Annotated in this window: 19 protein-coding genes; 4 read left to right on the top strand and 15 right to left on the bottom strand. The window is 64.9% G+C overall.

The window, feature by feature from the left end:
* Positions 1-39: 39 nt before the first annotated feature.
* From nuoI to AC51GR_RS19760, 11 genes are all read right to left on the bottom strand, one after another.
* The gene (gene nuoI, locus AC51GR_RS19710) at positions 40-573 is read right to left on the bottom strand and encodes an NADH-quinone oxidoreductase subunit NuoI (RefSeq protein WP_496326342.1); all 534 of its coding nucleotides are present in this window, start codon (positions 571-573) and stop codon (positions 40-42) included.
* Positions 566-1804, bottom strand: coding sequence for an NADH-quinone oxidoreductase subunit NuoH (nuoH, locus tag AC51GR_RS19715; RefSeq protein ID WP_496326343.1), 1239 nt, complete (start codon positions 1802-1804; stop codon positions 566-568). Before nuoH ends, nuoI begins: the two co-directional genes overlap by 8 nt.
* The gene (locus tag AC51GR_RS19720; RefSeq protein WP_496326528.1) at positions 1801-4206 is read right to left on the bottom strand and encodes an NADH-quinone oxidoreductase subunit G; all 2406 of its coding nucleotides are present in this window, start codon (positions 4204-4206) and stop codon (positions 1801-1803) included. Before AC51GR_RS19720 ends, nuoH begins: the two co-directional genes overlap by 4 nt.
* Positions 4206-5504 carry an NADH-quinone oxidoreductase subunit NuoF gene (gene nuoF / locus AC51GR_RS19725; RefSeq protein WP_496326344.1) on the bottom strand — a complete coding sequence of 433 codons (1299 nt, stop codon included), beginning with the start codon at positions 5502-5504 and terminating at the stop codon, positions 4206-4208. Before nuoF ends, AC51GR_RS19720 begins: the two co-directional genes overlap by 1 nt.
* 1 nt (position 5505) lies before the next feature.
* Positions 5506-6339 carry an NADH-quinone oxidoreductase subunit NuoE gene (gene nuoE / locus AC51GR_RS19730; protein ID WP_496326345.1) on the bottom strand — a complete coding sequence of 278 codons (834 nt, stop codon included), beginning with the start codon at positions 6337-6339 and terminating at the stop codon, positions 5506-5508.
* Entirely contained in the window at positions 6336-7619 is a 1284-nt protein-coding gene (gene nuoD / locus AC51GR_RS19735; RefSeq protein WP_496326346.1) for an NADH dehydrogenase (quinone) subunit D, read from the bottom strand. The genes nuoE and nuoD overlap by 4 nt, the downstream gene beginning before the upstream one ends.
* Positions 7619-8311 carry an NADH-quinone oxidoreductase subunit C gene (locus tag AC51GR_RS19740; RefSeq protein WP_496326347.1) on the bottom strand — a complete coding sequence of 231 codons (693 nt, stop codon included), beginning with the start codon at positions 8309-8311 and terminating at the stop codon, positions 7619-7621. The genes nuoD and AC51GR_RS19740 overlap by 1 nt, the downstream gene beginning before the upstream one ends.
* Complete coding sequence (locus tag AC51GR_RS19745; protein WP_496326348.1) at positions 8308-8862, bottom strand: NuoB/complex I 20 kDa subunit family protein; 555 nt, start codon at positions 8860-8862, stop codon at positions 8308-8310. The genes AC51GR_RS19740 and AC51GR_RS19745 overlap by 4 nt, the downstream gene beginning before the upstream one ends.
* 41 nt (positions 8863-8903) lie before the next feature.
* Positions 8904-9299 (bottom strand): NADH-quinone oxidoreductase subunit A, encoded by a 396-nt coding sequence (locus AC51GR_RS19750; protein WP_496326349.1) that lies wholly within the window; start codon positions 9297-9299, stop codon positions 8904-8906.
* A gap of 269 nt (positions 9300-9568) precedes the next feature.
* Entirely contained in the window at positions 9569-9988 is a 420-nt protein-coding gene (locus tag AC51GR_RS19755) for a response regulator (protein WP_496326350.1), read from the bottom strand.
* 38 nt (positions 9989-10026) lie between these two features.
* Positions 10027-12189, bottom strand: coding sequence for an MMPL family transporter (locus tag AC51GR_RS19760; RefSeq protein ID WP_496326351.1), 2163 nt, complete (start codon positions 12187-12189; stop codon positions 10027-10029).
* A gap of 194 nt (positions 12190-12383) precedes the next feature.
* Between AC51GR_RS19760 and AC51GR_RS19765 the strand changes: the two genes are divergently transcribed.
* A complete protein-coding gene (locus AC51GR_RS19765) occupies positions 12384-13193 on the top strand; it encodes a crotonase/enoyl-CoA hydratase family protein (RefSeq protein ID WP_496326352.1) in 810 nt (269 codons plus the stop codon).
* Between the two features lie 87 nt (positions 13194-13280).
* On the opposite strand, the gene AC51GR_RS19770 is transcribed toward AC51GR_RS19765, so the two are convergent.
* From AC51GR_RS19770 to AC51GR_RS19780, 3 genes are all read right to left on the bottom strand, one after another.
* Positions 13281-14438 carry an acyl-CoA dehydrogenase family protein gene (locus tag AC51GR_RS19770; RefSeq protein WP_496326353.1) on the bottom strand — a complete coding sequence of 386 codons (1158 nt, stop codon included), beginning with the start codon at positions 14436-14438 and terminating at the stop codon, positions 13281-13283.
* 110 nt (positions 14439-14548) lie between these two features.
* Positions 14549-14995, bottom strand: a complete 447-nt coding sequence (locus tag AC51GR_RS19775; RefSeq protein WP_496326354.1) for a hypothetical protein — start codon at positions 14993-14995, stop codon at positions 14549-14551.
* 138 nt (positions 14996-15133) lie between these two features.
* Positions 15134-15637, bottom strand: a complete 504-nt coding sequence (locus AC51GR_RS19780; RefSeq protein ID WP_496326355.1) for a hypothetical protein — start codon at positions 15635-15637, stop codon at positions 15134-15136.
* Positions 15638-15793: 156 nt separating this feature from the next.
* Between AC51GR_RS19780 and AC51GR_RS19785 the strand changes: the two genes are divergently transcribed.
* The 3 genes from AC51GR_RS19785 to tgt all read left to right on the top strand — a co-directional run bounded on the left by AC51GR_RS19785 (position 15794) and on the right by tgt (position 20147).
* Positions 15794-16420 carry a TetR/AcrR family transcriptional regulator gene (locus AC51GR_RS19785; RefSeq protein WP_496326356.1) on the top strand — a complete coding sequence of 209 codons (627 nt, stop codon included), beginning with the start codon at positions 15794-15796 and terminating at the stop codon, positions 16418-16420.
* Between the two features lie 51 nt (positions 16421-16471).
* Positions 16472-18817, top strand: a complete 2346-nt coding sequence (locus tag AC51GR_RS19790; RefSeq protein WP_496326357.1) for an MMPL family transporter — start codon at positions 16472-16474, stop codon at positions 18815-18817.
* Positions 18818-18884: 67 nt separating this feature from the next.
* Entirely contained in the window at positions 18885-20147 is a 1263-nt protein-coding gene (tgt, locus tag AC51GR_RS19795) for a tRNA guanosine(34) transglycosylase Tgt (protein ID WP_496326358.1), read from the top strand.
* Between the two features lie 69 nt (positions 20148-20216).
* Here the strand turns inward: tgt and gluQRS are convergent, their stop codons facing one another.
* On the bottom strand, positions 20217-21140 hold the full coding sequence (gene gluQRS / locus AC51GR_RS19800) for a tRNA glutamyl-Q(34) synthetase GluQRS (protein ID WP_496326359.1): 924 nt from the start codon (positions 21138-21140) through the stop codon (positions 20217-20219).
* Between the last annotated feature and the right edge of the window lie 23 nt (positions 21141-21163).

Consider the following 21163-nt stretch of genomic DNA (forward strand, 5'->3'; position numbering starts at 1 on the left):
TGCGATTCTCCTTCAAGGTCTCTCGTCGGCGGGCGGGTGTCACCGGGACGTGCTCGGCGGCATCACCTCGCCGATCACATTGCCGCGGTAGTAGTCCTCGTCCGTGCTGCCCGGAGCCATCGCGTGCGGCGGTGGTGTCATACCGTCGGCGAGCGGGGCCAGTAGTTGGTCTTTGCCGTAGATCAGGTCGGCCCGGTTGTCGTCGGCCATCTCGTAGAAGTTGGTCATCGTCAGGGCCCTGGTCGGGCAGGCCTCGACACACAGCCCGCAGCCGATACATCGCAGGTAATTGATCTGGTACACAACGCCGTAACGCTCACCCGGTGAATAGCGGTTGTCGTCGGTGTTGTCGGCGCCCTCGACATAGATCGCATCGGCGGGACAGGCCCAGGCGCACAACTCGCAGCCGATGCACTTCTCCAGCCCGTCGGCGTAGCGGTTGAGTTGGTGACGCCCGTGATAGCGGGCTGCGGTTGGTTTCTTGACCTCGGGATAGAGCTCGGTGTTGTTCTTCTTGAACATCGACCGGAAGGTGACGCCGAAACCGGCCAGGGGCTCGAAGGGGTTACGCATCGCTGCTCTCCTTGATCGGTGGGACCGGGAAGCCGCCCGCCATGGCATCGAACGGTTCTATGCGCTCGACGAGTTCGGGTGCGTCGCGGCGGCGATCGCGTCTGCCGCGGAAGACTTTCCACAGCACCGCGATCAGGGCCAGCGCGACGACGACGCCGGCCACGCTCAGGACGGCGGTGGCGCTGCTGTATCCCTCGTTGCGGAGTGCGCGGACCGTGGCGACGACCATCACCCAGGCCAGGGAAACCGGGATGAGGATCTTCCAGCCCAGCGCCATGAACTGGTCATAGCGCAGCCGAGGCAGGGTGGCGCGCAGCCAGATGAAGAAGAACAGGAATCCCCAGACCTTGGCGACGAACCAGATCAACGGGAACCATCCCGAATTGGCGCCGTCCCAGATCGAAATCGGCCAGGGTGCATGCCATCCGCCGAAGAACAGGGTCGCCGCCAGCGCTGACACGGTGGCCATGTTGATGTATTCGGCGAGCATGAACATCGCAAAACGCAGCGACGAATACTCGGTGTGGAAGCCGCCGACGAGTTCACCCTCTGCCTCCGGGAGATCAAAAGGCGCACGGTTGGTCTCACCGACCATCGAGATCACGTAGACCACAAACGAGGGCAGCAGCAGGAAGACGTACCAGGTGCCGTCCTGTGCAGAGACGATGCCCGAGGTGGACATGGTCCCGGCATCGAGGAAGACCGCTGCGAAGGTCAGGCCCATGGCGATCTCGTAGGAGATCACCTGCGCACTCGACCGCAGCCCCCCGAGGAGCGGATAGGTGGATCCGGAGGACCAGCCGGCGAGCACGATCCCGTAGACGCCGACCGACGTGACCGCGAGGATGTACAGGACGGCGACCGACAGATCGGTCAGCTGCAACGGTGTCCGGTGCCCGAAGACCGACACCTCGGGACCGAACGGGATCACCGCATACGCCATGATGGCGGGCACCACCGAGATGATCGGTGCCAGTAGGTAGATCGGCTTGTCGACGCCGGCCGGGATGATGCCTTCCTTCAGCGCGAGCTTCACACCGTCGGCGAGACTTTGGAGCAGCCCCATCGGACCGACGCGGTTGGGTCCGATCCGCGTCTGCATCCAGGCCATCACGCGACGCTCGGCGAGGATGCCGATCAGGACGGTCAACACCAGGAAGACGAAGATCGCCAGGGCCTTGATGGTCATCAGCCACCAGGCGTCGTGGCCGAAGGCGGACAGGTCGGTCATGAGCGTTCCACCCTCGCGGCCGGCGTGATCTGAACCGACTGTCCGACAGCCGGGCCCAGGGCGGAGTGGACGGAACTGCCCGGTGAGTTCAGGGGGAGCCACACGACACGATCTGGTAAGTCGGTGATCGCCAGTGGCAGCGTGATCGATCCGCGGTCGCTGCTGACGGTGACCAGTTCGTCGTCGTGAAGACCGTTTTCGGTGGCCGTCGCGGCGGAGAGCCGAACCACCGGACGCCGCGCGGTGCCGGCCAGGTGGGGTTCCCCGTCCTGTAGGCGCCCGGAGTCCAGCAGCATCCGCCAACTGGCGAGCACTGCCTGTCCTGGCGAGGCTTCGGGGATCTCGGCAGGGCTTGTGGCAGGGGATGTTTCGAAGTCGCCGTCCCACGCACCGAGCCGGCCGAGTTCGTCACGGGAACTGGCCGCATCGGGCAGGTCGATGTCGCGGCCCAGCCGGCGGGCGATCGCGTCGAGGACTCGCTGATCGGGCATCGCACCGTCGCTGGGCAGGGCCGCCTCGAACGGGCGGGGACGACCCTCCCAGTCCACGAACGTGCCACTCTTGCGGACCACCGGCGAGACCGGGAACACGACGTCTGCGTGGTCGGTGACGACACTCGCCCGCATCTCCAGGCTCACCACGAACGGGGCCGCGACAAGTGCGGCGAGGGCGGCGTCCGGATCGGGCAGGTCGGCCAGTTCCACACCGCCGACCACCAGGGCCTCCACCTCACCGGCGGCTGCCGCCGAGAGCATTTCGCCGGTGTCGAGGCCCGGCGTGGGTGGCAGCTCCGTACCCCAGACCTGACGTACCTGGGCGCGGGCGATCCGGTCGCGGACCGGTCGGCCGCCGGGCAGGAGGTTGCCGAGCGCGCCGACCTCGAGGGCTCCCCTTTCACCGGCCCGTCGGGGGACCCATCCGATCGAGGCCCCGGTGGCGTCGGCGAGTGCACCCACCGCGGTCAGCGCACCCGGAACCTGGGCCAGTCGCTCGCCCACCAGGATCACCGCACCCGGCTTGCGCAGGTGATCCGAGTTCTGGAGTTGTTCCAGTGCAGCAGGTTCGGCGCCGGGGACGACCCTCACCAGACCGCCCGACATTTTCGACAGGCCATTGCTTGCGAATGGCGCGATCGAGATCACCGTAAGTCCGCGTTTGCGCACCGCCTTGCGCAGGCGCAGGAAGATGATCGGTGACTCTTCTTCCGGTTCGAGACCCGCCAGCAGGACGGTCGGCGCCTTCTCGAGGTCGGAGTAGGTCAGGGCCAGCGGCCGACCGGCGATCCGGGAGGCCAGGAAGGAGGCCTCTTCGGCGGAATGGGCGCGACTGCGGAAGTCGACGTTGTTGGTGCCCAATGCTGTTCGGGTGAACTTCGCATAGGCGTAGGCGTCCTCGGCGGTGCTCCGGCCGCCGACCAGGACACCGGTGCGTGAACCTGCGGCCTTGAGGCCGGCGGCGGCAACGGCCACGGCCTGCGGCCAGGAGGCGGCGACCAGGTTGCCTGCGGCATCCCGGATCAGCGGCGTGGTGATGCGGTCCCGCGCGGTCTCATAGGTGAAGGCCCAGCGACCCTTGTCGCAGTTCCACTCCTCGTTGACCTCCGGATCATCGCCGGCCAGACGCCGCAACACCTTGCCGCGCCGGTGATCGGTACGTTGCGCGCAGCCATCGGCACAGTGCTCGCAGACACTGGGACTCGAAACGAGATCGAAGGGGCGGGCCCGGAATCGGTAGGCTGCACCGGTCAGCGCGCCGACCGGGCAGATCTGCACCGTGTTGCCGGAGAAGTACGACTGGAAGGGTTCGTCGTCGGCGATCCCGACCTGCTGCTGCGCGCCGCGTTCGAGGAGGTCGATGAACCTGTCGCCGGCGATCTGATCCGAGAACCGGGTGCAGCGCGCGCACAGCACGCACCGTTCGCGGTCGAGAAGGACCTCTGTCGAGAGCGGAATCGGTTTGGGGAAGGTCCGTTTGACACCCTCGAACCGGGACTCGGCCGCACCGCTGGACATCGCCTGGTTCTGTAGCGGGCACTCGCCGCCCTTGTCGCAGACCGGGCAATCGAGGGGATGGTTGATCAGCAGTAACTCCATGACGCCGCGCTGTGCCTTCTCGGCGGCCGGTGACGTCAGTTGTGTCCGGACCACCATGCCGTCCGAGACCGTCGTGGTACAGGAGGCGAGAGGTTTGCGCTGGCCCTCGACTTCGACGAGGCATTGCCGGCAGGCCCCCACCGGATCGAGCAGTGGGTGGTCGCAGAATCGGGGTATCTGCACGCCGACCAGCTCCGCGGCGCGGATGACCAAGGTGCCCTTCGGAACTCGGAGCTCGGTGCCGTCGATGGTGATCGCCACCACGTCGGTCACGGCGGGGTCGGAGGTCGAATTGTTGGTCAGCGTCATCATGCACCCACCGGTTCGAACAGGGTGGACCTGGCCGGATCGAACGGGCATCCGCCGCCGCGGACGTGCTCGATGTATTCGTCTCGAAAGAACTTGAGGGAGGACATGATCGGGCTGGCGGCGCCGTCACCGAGTGCGCAGAACGACTTCCCGAGGATATTGTCGGAGATGTCGAGCAACTTCTGCAGATCGGTTTCGGTGCCGGTTCCGCTCTCCAGATCGCGCAGAATCTGGACCAGCCAGTAGGTGCCCTCGCGACAGGGTGTGCATTTGCCGCAGGATTCGTGGGCGTAGAACTCGGTCCATCGCAATACCGCGCGGACCACACAGGTGGTGTCGTCGAAGATCTGTAATGCCTTGGTACCCAGCATCGAACCGGCCGCGCCGACGCCCTCGTAGTCGAGGGTGACATCGAGATGTTCGGCGGTGAACAGGGGCGTCGAAGAACCTCCCGGTGTCCAGAACTTGAGTTCGTGGCCGGCCCGCACACCGCCAGCCAACTCGAGCAGTTCACGAAGGGTGATCCCCAGCGGGGCCTCGTACTGGCCCGGGGTGGTGACGTGGCCGGACAGCGAGTACAGCGTGAACCCCGGTGACTTCTCTGTGCCCATGGTCTGGAACCAGTCGTTGCCGCGCAGGATGATGGCCGGGACGCTGGCGATCGACTCGACGTTGTTGACCACGGTCGGGCTGGCGTAGAGACCGGCAACCGCCGGGAACGGGGGACGCAGACGAGGCTGGCCGCGTCGACCTTCGAGGGAGTCGAGCAGTGCGGTCTCCTCGCCGCAGATGTACGCGCCGGCCCCGGCGTGGACCACCAGTTCCAGGTCGAATCCGGACCCGCGGATATCGCTGCCGAGGAGTCCGGCCTCATATGCCTCGGCGACCGCGGTCTGCAGGCGCCGCAGAACCGGAATCACCTCGCCACGAACGTAGATGAACGCGTGCGAAGCCCGAATCGCGTACGCCGCGATGATGATGCCCTCGATCAGCACATGGGGCGTGGCCAGGAGCAGGGGGATGTCCTTGCAGGTGCCGGGTTCGGATTCGTCGGCATTGACCACCAGGTAGTGCGGCTTGCCGTCGCCCTGGGGGATGAACGACCACTTCATCCCGGTGGGGAACCCGGCACCTCCGCGTCCGCGTAGTCCCGAGGCCTTGACGGTTGCGATGAGATCGTCGGGGTCCATCGCCAGCGCTTTGTCGAGCGCGTCGTAACCGTCATGGCCGCGGTAGGCGTCGAGTGTCCAGGACCGGGGCTCGTCCCAGTATCGGGACAGAACGGGTGTCAACGGCATCTCAGCTCGCCTTTCCCTCTGAGGGCACGTCGGCCGACGGTGCCGGTGCGGGCTTGTCGGCCTTCGATTCGGCAGCTGCCCGATCTTCATCGGGCCCGTCGACGTCGTCGGACGCCGTCGGGTCGGGGGCGTGCATGCCCCGCTCCCGGGCGATGCGGTGCCCGGCGAGTGTCGGGGCACCGGGCTCGGCGGCATCCGAGGCGCCGTCTCGCTCGTCGGGGAAACCCGCCAGGATCCGGGCGGTTTCGCGGAACGTGCACAGTGGTGCACCGCGGGTCGGCGTCACCGGCTCTCCCCGGCGCAGCGCGTCCACCAGGTCGCGGCCGGACCGGGGTGTCTGGTTGTCGAAGAACTCCCAGTTGACCATCACCACCGGCGCGTAGTCGCAGGCCGCGTTGCATTCGATGTGTTTCAACGTGATCAAGCCGTCAGTGGTGGTCTGCCCGGCCTCCACGCCGAGGTGTTCGCGCAGGTCGTCCAGGATCTGGTCGCCACCCATGACCGCACACAGCGTGTTGGTGCAGACCCCGACCAGGTAGTCGCCGGTCTCTTCGCGCCGGTACATCGAATAGAAGGTGGACACCGCGGTCACCTCGGCCGGAGTGAGTCCGAGTTGTTCTGCGCAGAAGCCGATCCCGGCCGGCGTGATGTATCCGTCGACACTTTGTACGAGGTGCAGCAGGGGAAGCAGCGCCGACCGCGGGCTGGGATACCGGGCGATGATCTGCGCGGCGTCACCGGACAGGCGGGCGGCCACGTCGTCGGGGTAGCGCTGGGATTCCGCGGCCACCTCACCGGGTGTCCCGAAGTCGATGAAAACCGGCTCGGCGCTCATCGGTCGACACCTCCCATCACGGGGTCGATGCCGGCGACGGCGGCGATCACGTCGGAGATCATCCCGCCCTCGCACATCGCCGCCACCGCTTGCAGATTGGTGAAGGACGGGTCCCGGAAGTGGACCCGGTAGGGGCGGGTGCCACCGTCGGAGACCATGTGGACGCCGAGTTCGCCGCGGGGGGATTCGATCGGGATATAGACCTGACCTGGCGGGACCCGCATCCCTTCGGTGACCAGTTTGAAGTGGTGGATCAGACCCTCCATGGAGGACCCCATGATCTCGGAGATGTGTTTCGGGGAGTTTCCCAGGCCATCGTCCCCGACCGTGAGTTCGGCAGGCCAGGCGATCTTCTTGTCCTCGACCATGATCGGGCCGGGACGGAGCCGGTCGAGGCATTGCTCGACGATCTTGAGCGACTCCTTCATCTCCTTGACCCGGATCTGGTACCGGCCGTACGAGTCGCAATCGGTGTCGGTGATGACGTCGAACTCGTACTCCTCGTACCCGCAGTACGGAGCGGACCGGCGCAGATCGTGGGCCAGTCCCGTCGCCCGCAGGATCGGGCCGGTGACGCCCAGGGCCATGCATCCGGTGAGGTCGAGGTAGCCGACACCGCGGGTCCGGGCCTTCCAGATGTAGTTCTCGCTCAACAGATCTTCCATGTCGCGCAGGCGACCGGGCAGAACCCGCAGCACGTCGCGGACCTTGTCGACGGCACCGTCGGGTAGGTCTTGGGCCAGCCCGCCGGGGCGGATGAAGGCGTGGTTCATCCGTAGGCCGGTGATCATCTCGAAGACGTCGAGGATCAGCTCCCGTTCGCGGAATCCGAAGAGCATCGCGGTGACGGCGCCGAGTTCCATACCGCCGGTCGCCAGGGCGACCAGGTGTGAGGAAATCCGGTTGAGTTCCATCAGCATCACCCGGATGACGTTGACCCGCTCGGGGATCGCGTCGGTGATGTCGAGGAGTTTCTCGACGCCGAGGCAGTAGGCCGTCTCGTTGAAGAACGGGGACAGATAGTCCATCCGGGTGACAAACGTGACGCCCTGGGTCCAGTTGCGGAACTCGAGGTTCTTCTCGATCCCCGTGTGCAGGTAGCCGATACCGCAACGGGCCTCGATCACCGTCTCACCCTCGAGCACCAGGATCAGGCGCAGGACCCCGTGGGTCGACGGATGCTGCGGTCCCATGTTGACGACGATCCGCTCCTCGCCCGCACCGGTGGCGGCGTCGGCGATCTCGTCCCAGTCCTGTCCGGTGGCGTTGTAGATGGTCATCAGCTGTACGACCTCCGCTGATCGGGTGGTGCGATGCGGGCGCCCTTGAACTCGACCGGGATACCTCCGAGCGGATAGTCCTTGCGTTGCGGATGACCCTCCCAGTCGTCGGGCATCTGGATTCTGGTCAGAGCGGGATGGCCGTCGAACACGATGCCGAAGAAGTCGTAGGTTTCCCGCTCATGCCAATCACAGGTCGGATAGATCGCACACAGCGACGGGATGTGTGGATCCGCATCCGGCACAGCGACTTCCATCCGAACCCGGCGATTGTGGGTGATCGACAACAGTGGATACACCGCATGGAGCTCGCGGCCGGTCTCGGCCGGGTAGTGCACGCCGCTGACACCGAGGCACAGCTCGAATCTCAGGCCGGGATCGTCGCGGAGTGCACCGGCAACCGCCGGTAGATGCTCGCGCCGCACGTAGATCGTCAGTTCGTCGCGGAACACCACGACCTTCTCGATCGCCTGGTCCGCACCAGATCCACCGTGGCCGGCGAGGGTCTGTTCGAGCTGGTCGACAACGTCGTCGAAATAGCTGCCGTATGGCCGAGGTGTGCGCTCGGGCATGGCGATCGGCTTGATGAGCCCGCCGTACCCGGAGGTGTCACCGCTGCCGCTCGCGCCGAACAGGCCGCGGCGGATGCCGATCACCTCACGTCCGGAATTGTCGCCGGTCGGCCCGGTCATCGCAGCAACCCGTTCATCTCGATGGTCGGGGTGGCCGACAACGCGGCCTGTTCGGCTGCGCGGATGGCCTCGTCGCGGTCGACTCCCAGCGGCATCTCCTGGATCTTCTCGTGCAGCTTGAGGATTGCGTGCAGCAGCATTTCCGGGCGCGGGGGACATCCGGGGAGGTAGATGTCGACCGGGACAACATGGTCGACGCCCTGGACGATGGCGTAGTTGTTGAACATTCCACCCGAGGATGCACAAACACCCATGGCAAGAACCCATTTCGGCTCTGCCATCTGATCGTAGATCTGGCGCAGGACCGGTGCCATCTTCTGGCTGACCCGGCCGGCGACGATCATCAGGTCGGCTTGACGCGGCGACGCGCGGAAGGCCTCCATCCCGAAGCGGGCGATGTCGAAACGTCCACCGCTGGTGGCCATCATCTCGATGGCGCAGCAGGCCAGACCGAAGGTTGCCGGCCACAGCGATCCCTTGCGCATGTAACCGGCCAGGCCCTCGACCGTACTCAGCAGGAACCCGCTGGGGAGCTTTTCTTCAAGACCCATGATGGACACTCTCTTTCGGGCAGTGTGCTCGGTTCGAGCCGTCAGTCCCAGCTAAGTCCGCCGCGCCTCCATTCGTAGGCGTACGCCACCGAGACGTTGAAGATGAACAGCGCCATCGCGATCAGACCGAACACGCCGAGCGAGTCGAAGTAGACGGCCCAGGGATACAGGAACACGATTTCGATGTCGAAGATGATGAACAGCATCGCGGTCAGGTAGTACTTCACCGGAATGCGCTGCCGGGTAACACTTCCCGAATCCTCATCGGTTCCCAAGCCGCCCAGTGGATTTGGGAGAGGTTCGATGCCGCACTCGTACGCCTCCAGCTTGGCACGGTTGTACCTCCGAGGACCCACGACGCTCGCGAGCACAGCTGACCCGACCGCGAATACCGCTGCGATCAGGCCGAGTACGAAAATCGGCACATACAGGTTCACGGGTGCGGTTGCTCCTTCCCAGCGAGTGGTTGCGGAGTGGGTGACGACGCTCGGACAGGGCCGGAATGGGAAGTCGATGTTCGTGCTCGGATCACCCGGGGGCTATGTGTGATCTGAAGCACAGACTACCGCCGGCCGGCCCTGCCGTGACACCGTAACGGGCATGGATGGCGGTGCTGATTTGTAATCGCAGTTATCTGGATCGCTCATAAAAGGGTTCCGCGGCCAGGGCGGTGTGAACCGGGGACGGTGCGTGGGTGGAAAAGGAGCTAAGCGCGCGAACGCAGCACGGTGACCACTGCTTTCGTGAGCGCAAAGGGATCGATCGGGCGCGACACCACGGCCTCGGCCTGCGACCATGACGCCAGCCATCGATCCTCGGCCCGGCCGGTGAGCAGGATGATCGGTGGGCAGGCCTCGATCTCGTCCTTCAATTGCCGCGCGATCCCCATCCCGCCCGCCGGTGCGGCTTCGCCGTCGAGAATCGCGAGGTCGATGCTTCCGGCGTCCATCTCGCGGATCACGCCCGGTCCGGTGGCGACCTCCACATAGAGGAAGGGATCGAGTCCGTCGGGTGGGAAGTCGCCGAGGGCGGCGATGATCTGCCTGCGGGTGCTCGCGTCGTCGCTGTAGACGAGGACACGTTTGGCATCGAGGCGATTGTTGGTGCGTACCGGTGCTTCGGTCACGGGGCCGATGCTACTCGTCGGGACACCTGCGGTATCGATCAATGAAGAACAGGCTCTGTTGACTTCGGCCCGTCGCCTCCGGGGCCGGGTGATTTCGCATCCGCGTCGGCTGCAGGGGGTTTGGTTCTTTTCGTCGGCCACCAGAATGCGCTTCGCTGCAGCACGGAGAGTCCGGGGACCAACATCGGCGCCATCACCAGGGAGGCCAGTAGTACACCGATGGCCACACCGGTGCCGAGTTCTCTGAGGTTGTCGAGTCCGGTGAGGATCAGGGAGGCGAAGGTCAATGCGAGGATGGTGCCGGCCGCGGCGGCTGTGGGTCCGCTGCCCGCGATGGCGATCCTGGCGGCCTCGGCAGGTCGATGGCCGTTCAGGAACTCTTCTCGGATCCGTTCGGTCAGCAGGATGTTGTAATCGGTGCCGATGGCCACCACGAACAGATAGAGCACGATCGGGGTGGTGAAGTCGACCCCGTCGAGTCCGGCGGCGAACAGGAACACGATGACAACCGCTCCGAGGGTGGCGCCGAACGTCAGGCCCACGCAGACAAGAAGATTCAGTGGTGCGAGCACGGACAGCAGCAGCAAGCCGAGGATGAGGCCCACGATCACCACGGCCACCGGGAACACTCGCAAGCTGTCCGAATCGAGTTGTGAGCGGACGTCTGCCAGTGTCGCGGACTCGCCCCCGACGAGCACTTGGGCATCCGGTATCGAGCTCTGGGCGGCTTCGTTGAGTGGACCTTTGGCGACATCGAGTGCCCCGGAGGTATATGGCCCGGCGGTCAGGATGACATCCATCACCGCGGCCGTGCCGTCCGCACTGATCCTGGGTTCGGACACCGATGCCACACCGGGAACCTTGCCGAGGTTGTCGCGCAGGGTGGCCAATTCGTCTTGGGGAACCGGTCCGTCGGTCTTGACGTACACCTGGGTGGGGCTCAGTACGCCTTGGGGGAACGACGCGGACAGGGTGTCGTATGCCTCGAGAGAGGGTGTGTCAGAGGGCATTTCGTTGAGTGTGTCGTATGTCGACTTGTATGACGGCGCGAAGACCGTCAGGACGATCAGCCCGGCGGCGACGATCACCACGACGATTGCCGGGCGGTGCCCGACCATGCGACTGATGGGACCATATGGCGACCGCTTCGAGTCGGTGCCCGGGCCCATCGGCCAGAACAGGTATTTGCCCAGCACGGCGCAGAGTGCCGGGATCAGCGTCAGGGCTGTCAGCAGCATGAGCGCGACGGCGATGATCAGCCCGGGCGCAAGCGAATTCAACAAGCCGAGCCTGGCCAGGAACAGGGCGGCGAACGCGCCGATCACGGTGATGGCGGATGAGGCGACCACCCGCCCGACCACCCTGGTGGACAGGATCAGCGCGTCATGGTGGTTTGCGCCCTGCCGCAGATGTTCCCGATATCGGAAGAGCAGGAACACGATGTAGTCGGTACCCACTCCGAAGAGCACCACCAGCAGGATGGCATCGAGGGTGTTGGGCACCTCGAAGTCGAACAGGTCGGTGGCAAAGGCGGTCACCCCGCGAACCGCGAGGTAGACGATGCCGATCACTACGATGGGCACCACTGCGATGATCGGGCTGCGGAACACCAGGCCGAGGGTGAGCACGATGACGATGACCGTCGCGATCGTGATGATGTTCTCGGCATCGTCATAGGCCGAATCGGTATCGACCAGGATCGAGGCGTTGCCCGTCAGGCCGGACCGAAGTCCCGTACCTTCGAGCGCCTTGCGGGCATCGTCACGAACCAGCGGTACCGCCTGATCGGCGTCGTGGTCGCCGGCCTGCCCCTCGAAGGACACCTGCAGGGCGGCCAGCTTTCCGTCCGGCGAGAAGGATTCTTCGCTGCCGGTGACCGCGGTGACGCCCGGGATCTTCTCGTTCTGCAACGTGGTCGCGAGTCCGAGGGCCGTCTGTTGATCCGCGGGCGACAGTGGCGCGCCGTCGGTTCGCGAGACCACCAGCGTGCCGGTGGCCCCGGCCGAGGCGGGAAAGTACTCGTCGGCGAGTTCTTGCGCTTTCACCGACTCGAACGATTTCGGAAGGAAATCCTGATTGTTGCCACTGGTGTGGTCCCCGAGGCTGGGGGAGAAGACGATGATGAGCAACGCGATCACGGCCCACCCCGCGATGACCCGCCACGGGTGGCCGACAACGACGCGTGCGATGAATGCAAACATTCGAATCCTGTTCGCTGACAAGGTGTCTGTGGTCAGGAGATGGCCTTGTTGCCGCCTGGGGACGACCCGCCGCGCGATGCGACAACGCATCAGAGCTGGCCAATTTTAACGCGATTGCAAATTGGCAAGTGTGATTACCGGATATTCGGCTGCACGCGGGCAGGGCGATATCGCCTCGTGGATAGGATCGTTTGATGACTGCCGAAAATGATGTCGTACTTGCCCGAACCGAGGGACACGTCACCACCTGGACGCTGAACCTGCCGGAGAGCCGGAACCCGATCTCCGGAGGTGAGGTGGTGGACCGGCTCGTCGAACTGGTCGAGGCGGCGAATACGGATCCGCAAACGCGGGTGGTGATCCTCACCGGCGCGGGAAGCGCTTTCTCTGCCGGAGGCAATGTCAAGGACATGGTCGAGGGCAACGGAATGTTCGGTGGTAAGCCACATCAGATCTTCCAGGGGTACCGGCGCGGAATTCAGCGACTGGCGCGCGCGGTGTACACCTGCGAGGTACCCATCATCGCCGCCGTCAACGGACCCGCGGTCGGGGCAGGGTGCGACCTGACGCTGATGTGCGACATGCGCGTCGCGTCCACGAAGGCTTTTTTCGCCGAGAGTTTCGTCAAGCTGGGCATCATCCCGGGCGACGGCGGTGCGTGGCTGTTGCCGCGTGCGGTGGGCGCCGCGCGGGCCGCCGAGATGGCGTTCACCGGCGATCGCGTCGATGCGGCCACCGCACTCGACTGGGGCCTGGTCTCGCGGGTCGTCGAACCCGAGGAGTTGATGGCCACCGCACAGGAACTCGCCGCGCGGGTGGCCGTGAACCCGCCGCACGCGCTACGTGCCACGAAACGCCTGTTGCGCGAATCGGGACGGCAGGATTTCGACGGATTCCTGGAACTGTCGGCGGCCCTGCAGGCCCTGTCTCATCCGACCGAGGATCATCGGGAAGCCCTGGCCGCCTTCAACGAACGCCGCGTGGGGGACTTCACCGGGGAGTGACCCCTCGCACCACGTCGACGATCACGGCATCGCGTATGAGCGTTTGTCTTTTGAGTCGAAAGAGTTCGGCTTGATGAACGGAAGAGGTCAGATTCCAAGCGATTTCGCGATGATGGTCTTCATGACCTCGCTGGTGCCGCCGTAGATGCGGGAGACCCGGGTGTCGGCGTAGAGGCGGGCGATGGGGTACTCGGTGACGTAGCCGTAACCGCCGTGCAGTTGGAGGCACTTGTCGATGACCCGGCCGGCGCCCTCGGTGCAGAAGAGTTTGGCTTTCGCGGCGTCGGGAACGCTCAGTTGTCCTTCGTCGTGCAGCTCGAGTGCGCGGTCGGCCATCAGCACGATGGCGTCGACCTCGGTGGCGCACTCTGCCAGAACGAATTTCGAGTTCTGGAACGACGACAACGGCTTTCCGAAGATGACGCGTTCCTTGACGTAGTTGATGCCGTGTTGCAGCGCGGCCTGGGCGGAGGCCGAGGCCTGCAGTGCGATGGTCAGACGTTCCTGGGCGAGATTGTGGGTGAGGTAGTTGAATCCTTCGCCCTCTTCGCCGAGACGGTCGGTCACCGGTACCCGCACGTTGTCGAAGGACAGCTCGGCGGTGTCGGAGGCCTTGAGCCCGATCTTCTCGAGCTTGCGGCCCACCGAGAAACCCTCGGAGGTGGTGTCGACACACAAGATGGTCAACCCGGCCCGCCGGTTCTCCGAGGTGCTCGATGCGGTGCGGCACACGACCAGGATGAGGTCGGCGAGGGCGCCGCCGGTGATGAAGGTCTTGGAGCCGTTGAGGGTGTAGTACTCGCCGTCCTCGGACAGCTTGGCAGTGGTGGCGATGTTGGCCAGATCCGAGCCGGTGCCCGGTTCGGTCATCGCGATCGCCGTCATGATCTCGCCGGAGATGAATCCGGGGAGCCAGCGCTTCTTTTGCTCTTCGGTCGCGTATTCGACCAGGTACGGCAGGATCAGATTCGAATGCACCGAGTATGAGCCGAATGTGACGCCGGCCCGAGCCGCCTCCTCGGTGACGATGGCGGTGAACTTGAACGAGTCGGAACCGCCGCCGCCGAATTCCTCGGGGGCTTCGATACCCAGGATTCCCAGCTCGCCGAGCCGGTTGTAGAACTCGCGGGGCGGATGGCCCTGTTCTTCCCATTCGTGGTGAACGGGGACGACTTCGCGATTGATGAAATCACGGACGACCTTGCGGAAAGCCTCATGTTCTTCGTTGAACACAGTCCGAAGCACTGTCCCCTCCATCCCCGGATGCTTGCGTGTCGGTCGGTCCGAACTCGTGCATGCGGCGCGAATTCGAACATAGAGCACCCGGGGACGGAACGATAGGGCTAAGTGAACGACTAACCCAGCGGAATTTCGTTCATACCGTCGTTGAAGCAACCCGTGAAGGTCTGGAAGTCGCCGGCGAAGCTCAGGCCGTCTTCGCACCTCACCCGGCTTTCTCCGGTGACGGTCACGTCGGCTCCGGGGCCGGCGATACCGATCGAGAGGCCGGGGCGAATGCCCTCCATGTTTACGGTGGCTCCCTCACCGATGGCGATGGCAGCCGGGCCGGAGAAGTTGTCGCCGGTGACGGTGGCCGAACCGTCGTTGAGTGTGATGGCCAGGGTCAATCCGGTCGGCCCGGAGTCGGCCGAGCAATCCTCGGTCGTGGTTGTCTGTCCCGGCAGGCTCGGACACACCGAGAGCGGGGCAGCGGATGCGGCCGGGGCCGCCGCAAAAGCCAGTGCCGCGCTTCCTGCGACAGCTGCGAGAACACCTGTGGTCGTGCGCGCAATTCGATTCATGGAAATACTCCTCATCTTGTGCGGTCTGGCGGGCACTTGGGCTTCGTGCCGACGACAGATGTGGATGGGTTTCCTGAAATATTGCATTCCTAAACCATTTCTAAGTGATCCTTGGGTGCGGGTTTCGGGTCGCGTCGATTATTCGACCGAAAAGGAGATCGTGTCAGCGTCTTTTGTGCAATTGGATAGCACTCCGCTGGTTTGCGAAGGGCCGCAGTCCCACCCCTGAACCTGTTGGGGTTTGCCGGTCGCGATCATGGGTGCGTATTCCTTGGCGATCGGCATCGCCACGGCGCAGTCGATCGAGCTGCCCTCGAGGATGATCACGTGTAGCGCCCCGTCCGGCCCGTTCACGGTGTCGCACCGGGCGCCGTCGAGGTCGGGGAGCAGTTTCGAGTCCGGGATCGAGGTTGCCGGCGGCAGCGACGGGCCCGGAACGGCAGGGGCATTCGAGTTCTGGGAGGCCGCGCTACCGGCCTGAGAGGCACGGGCGGCAGAGGTGTCGGTGGTGACCGCCGAGGCCGATACCGATGTGGAGTCATCTGATTGGGCGGAGTCGTCTCCGGAGCAGGCGGTCGATGCCATCGCCACACCTCCGGCAATGATCGTGGCCCCGACGAGTTTTGAGATCGCTGCGCGCATCGGCCAACCGTAGCGAACCCTGGCCGCAATGCCGCCGAAGTTCTGAACCATGGCCGGTGACCGGGGTCACCGTCCCTGCTCGCATGTGATCGACCAGTCAATTTTGCACCCATCAGAAAATTTGCAGGGCACTGCAATTTCCGTACCGTGGTCTGCATGCAGCAAATGGGACTACGTGAATCCAAGAAGGCCGCGACCCGGCTTGCCTTGGCGACCGCGGTGCTCCGGCATGCGGCCGATGGTGGTCTGGAGTCTGTCTCGGTCGACACCGTGGCCGCCGAGGTCGGAGTCTCGGCGCGGACCTTCCACAACTACTTCGCCGGCAAAGAAGACGCGCTGATCCATTTCGTCGGTGTTGTCCTCGGCCGGATCGCCGATTTCATCGAGTCCCGTCCGGCGGACGAATCTCTCTGGGATGCAGTCGAATACGCACTCACCGAGATCGCCTGCGATACGGAAGCCGTACCGAACCAGTTCGCCACCCTGATCCGGCTGCTCGAGACCGAGCCGACATTGGTCGCGCACAAGGACAACAGCGACCTCGCTGCGATGCAGAAGGAACGGTTCACCGAGGTCGTCGCCGCGCGCGGCCCGACAACTGCGATGGGCCTTTTCGAGCGGCTCGTCTTCACCAACGCGCTCTGCACTCTGCGCGTGGCCTTGGAGATGTGGACCGCGGGAACCGCACCCCACGACGATCTGCGCCGTTTCCTCGGCGAGGCGTTCGAAGTGACCAAGTCCGGTCTTGCCGGACCGCCGCCGCCGACCCCGGCACGACCTTGATCCCCCGACAGACCTCCTGAACGAAAATCCCGACGGAAGGAAGCCCCGCACGTGGCTACATATCTCTACCGGATAGGCAGATGGGCCTATCTGAACAAATTCAAGATGGTGGCGATCTGGCTGCTCGTCCTCATCGGAATGGGCGTGGCCGCCGCGACTCTCTCGAAGCCGACGTCGGAGACCTTCACCATCCCCGGTGTTTCATCGGTCGAGGCCCAGGACGAGATGGTCGAGGCGTTCCCGGAGAAACCCAAGTTCTCCGAGAACATCGCGGTCACCTACGTGGTCCAGGCGCCCGAGGGTGCCACCCTGACGGAGCCGCAGTACCAGGCCGCGATCAACACCATGGTCGAGGCGATGAAGCAGTTCGACGGGGTGAAGGCGCCCGAGTCGATCGCGAACCCGTTCGACACCTACGGCACCGAGCAGAACCCGGGTCCGGGCCGCGATGCGGTGGTCCAGTTCAACGAGCAGACCTTCGGCACCGCCCCGGCCCAGGCGCAGGCCGGCGCGCAGGTCACCTCGCCGATCAACGCCGACGCCACCATGGTCCAGCTGGGCGCTGCGTTCGATGTCGAGGCCGCAGCCGACGTCAGTGAGACCGCCCAGACCCAGATGGAGGAGATCGCGGACCAGGCCCGTGCCAGCGGCCTGACCGTGGAGATGTCGGGCACCGCAATGGCCATGGAGCCGATGGGTATGACCTCAGAGCTGATCGGTATGGCCGTCGGCGCCCTGGTGATGGTCCTGACCTTCGCGTCGCTGGTGGCGTGGGGCATGCCGCTGATCACCGCGATCGTCGGTGTCGCCGTCGGAATGATGGGTGTCACCGCAGCGACGTTCTTCTTCGACCTCAGCTCCGAGACCCCCGTGTTGGCCATGATGATCGGCCTGGCCGTGGGCATCGACTATGCGCTGTTCATCCTGTCGCGCTACCGGCACGAGGTGCACCGGTCCAAGACCCGTGCCGAAGCCGCCGGCAAGGCTGTGGGTACAGCGGGTTCGGCAGTTGTGTTCGCCGGAGCCACGGTGTTCATCGCCCTGGCGGCCCTGTTCATCGTCAACATCCCGTTCCTGACGGCGATGGGCCTGGCCGCGGCCGGCACCGTCTTGATCGCCGTACTGGTTGCGTTGACGCTGCTGCCCGCGATCCTCGGCATCTTCGGCGAGAAGGTCTTCGGTGCCCGCATCAAGTCCCTCAACCCGCCGGATGTGACACCGCATGATCCGGCCCGCCGCCACAACGGCCAGCGCTGGATCAACCAGGTCGTCAAACGCCCGGCCGTCTTCGCAATCAGCGGCATCGTCCTGCTGGCGCTGATCGCGATTCCGATCAGCGGACTCAAGCTGGGCTTGCCGAACGCCGGTAACAGCGAACCGGGCACGACCGAGCGCATGGCCTACGACATGGTTGCCGACGGCTACGGCCCGGGTGTGAACAACCCGTTCGTGATGGTTGTCGACGGCAGTGGTGTCGACGGCGAAGCCGAGCGTGTGGAGGCCTATGAAGGTCTGGTCGAGCAGGTTCGCGGCGTCGAAAATGTCGCCGAGGCCGTGATCAGCCCCGGTGACATCAGCAGTGACACCGGAACCGCGATCATCACGGTGATCCCGGAGACCGGCGCCGGCGACGACGCCACCAAGGACCTCGTCGAGGACCTCCGCGCGATGGAATCCGGCGTCACCGAGAGCACTGGACTGAACTACGGTCTGACCGGCCAGACGGCCATCGAGATCGACGTCTCCGACAAGCTGTCCTCGGCGTTGGTCCCGTACCTGATCGTTGTTGTCGGGTTGGCGTTCATCCTGCTGACGATCGTCTTCCGGTCGCTGTTGGTTCCGCTGACCGCCGCGCTGGGCTTCCTGCTCAGTATCGGCGCGACCTTCGGTGCCACGGTCGCGATCTTCACCGATGGTGCGCTCGGGATCATCGGGAATCCGCAGCCGCTGGTCAGCTTCTTGCCGATCATCCTGATCGGTGTCGTCTTCGGCCTCGCGATGGACTACCAGGTGTTCCTCGTCAGCCGCATGCGGGAGTCCTATGTCCACGGGATGTCGGCCAAGGAAGCGATCATCGACGGCTTCAGTCACACCGCTCGGGTGGTGTCCGCGGCAGCCACGATCATGATCGCCGTGTTCGCCGCCTTCATGTTCCAGGACATGGCGTTCATCAAGGCGATGGGCTTCGCGCTGGCCGCGGCGGTCTTCTTCGATGCCTTCGTCGTCCGGATGATGGTGATCCCGGCAGTGCTCGCGCTGCTCGGCGACAAGGCGTGGACGCTGCCGAAGTGGCTGGACAAGATCCTGCCGGACGTCGACATCGAAGGCGACAAGCTGAACAAGACGCTGGCTGCCGAAGAAGCGGCCCGCGAGGCGGATGCCGAGGTGAGGATCTGACCCGCGTCAGATCCCGGCAAAAGAGTCTGTTTTGCCGGGCAGGGTCACCGGCTGCGAGGATGCAGCGGTGAGCGATCTGAATGAAGGCCCCGACCGTACTTTCACGGTCGGGGCCACCCTGCCCGGCACCCTCGGCCGCACCGGTGTGATCAGCACCCCGCACGGGGAGATCAAGACGCCGGCGTTTGTGCCGGTCGGTACCAAGGCCACCGTCAAAACGGTTGTGCCGGAGGCCGTCCGCGATCTCGGTGCGCAGGCGGTGCTGGCCAATGCCTATCACCTGTACCTGCAGCCGGGCCCGGACATCATCGACGAGGCCGGTGGTCTCGGGAAGTTCATGAACTGGCCCGGACCCACCTTCACCGACAGCGGTGGTTTTCAGGTCATGTCGCTCGGGGCCGGGTTCAAGAAGGTCATCGCGATGGACCTGACCGGCATGCAGAACGACGACGTCATCGCCGAGGGCAAAGAGCGGCTGGCCCGCGTCGATGACGACGGCGTGACCTTCAAGTCCCATCTGGACGGATCGACCCACCGGTTCACGCCCGAGGTGTCGATGCAGATCCAGCATCAGCTCGGTGCCGACATCATCTTCGGGTTCGACGAACTGACCACGCTGATGAATACCCGCGCCTATCAAGAGACTTCACTCGAACGCACCCGTCTGTGGGCGATTCGCTGTCTGGCCGAACACAATCGGCTCACCGCGCAGCGCAGCCACCGTCCGTTGCAGTCGTTGTGGGGCGTCATCCAGGGTGCGCAGTACGAGGATCTGCGGCGCAAGGCGGCGCGCGACCTGGTGACGATGAGCGAAAAAGATGTTGCCGACGGTGGCCGCGGCTTCGGTGGCTACGGTATCGGCGGCGCCCTCGAGAAGCAGAATCTCGGCACCATCGTCCGGTGGGTCAACGAGGAACTGCCGGTCGACAAGGCCCGCCATCTGCTCGGGATCAGCGAACCCGACGACATCTTCACCGCGATCGAAAGCGGCATCGACACGTTCGACTGCGTGTCGCCATCCCGCGTGGCGCGCAACGGTGCGATCTATTCACTCGACGGTCGCTACAACGTGACCAACAGCCGCTTCCGCCGTGACTTCACGCCGCTGGACCCCGAAATGCAGAACTACACAACGCAATACACGCGTGCGTATATCCATCACCTGTTCAAGGCCAAAGAAGGCCTGGCGGCCACACTCTGCACCATCCACAATGAACACTTCATCGTGACGCTGGTGGAGCGGGCCCGCCAGGCCATCATCGACGGCGACTACTTCGAGTTCCGGGACGAGTTCCTCGGCCGGTACTACGCGGGCGCCGCGACCAAGTGATCAGGCGGTGCTGACCACCATCCCGAATGAATGACCGTCGACTGGCGCTCGTATCGGGTTTCGAAACTGTCAGCGGCGCAGTAGGTCTGCGGGATCGAGAATCCAGGGTTCGGAAGGCAGGCTCGCCGGAACGAACCGGGCGAGCATCAGGTCGGCGGAGACCGCCTCGCCGGGGTCGGCGAGATTCAACGAGGACGCGATCAGCGACAGGACACGTTGCGTATCAACGCCGCCCGCGTTCAGATCGGCCAGCGTGACCGCGCCGTCGCGCTTGGCCAGGCGTTTGTGTTCGGTGTTCAAGACCATGGGAACGTGCGCGTACGACGGCGGCATCAGGCCGAGCACGGTGGCGAGATAGCTCTGGCGGGGCGCCGAACTCAGCAGGTCGTCACCGCGGACGACCTGATCGACGGCCTGGGCGTTGTCGTCGATGACCACTGCGAGGTTGTAGGCCGGGATCCCGTCGCCGCGGCGCAGCACGAAATCGTCGACCGGGCCGGTGAATGGGCCTCTGATCACATCGAACACCGTGAACTCGGTGACATCGGCGCGCAATCGGATGGCCGGCCGGCGTCCGGCGTCGATGTGGGCCTGCTCAGCAGCGGTTGTCAGGTTCCGGCAGGTGCCCGGGTAGGCGCCCGCGGGTCCGTGTGGCGCCGTCGGTGCCTCCAGGATCTCGCGCCGGGTGCAGTAACAGTTGTAGGTGAGGCCGCGGGAACCCAGGTCGGCGATCACCTTGTCGTAAGTGGGCAGCCGCTGCGACTGCCACATCACCGGTGGATCCCACTCGATGCCGAGTTCGGCGAGGTCAGCGAGCTGGCGTTCGGCGGATCCGGCCGCCACCCGGTCGAGGTCTTCCATCCGCATCCGGAATGTCCGGCCGGTGGATCGGGCGAACATCCAGGCCAGCAGGGCGGTGCGCAGATTGCCGACGTGCAGGTCTCCTGAGGGAGACGGCGCGTACCGTCCACCACCGCGATAGTCCACGCGCATGAGCCTACAAGTGGAAGTATTGA

It is taken from the genome of Williamsia sp. z71, from assembly GCF_059553375.1.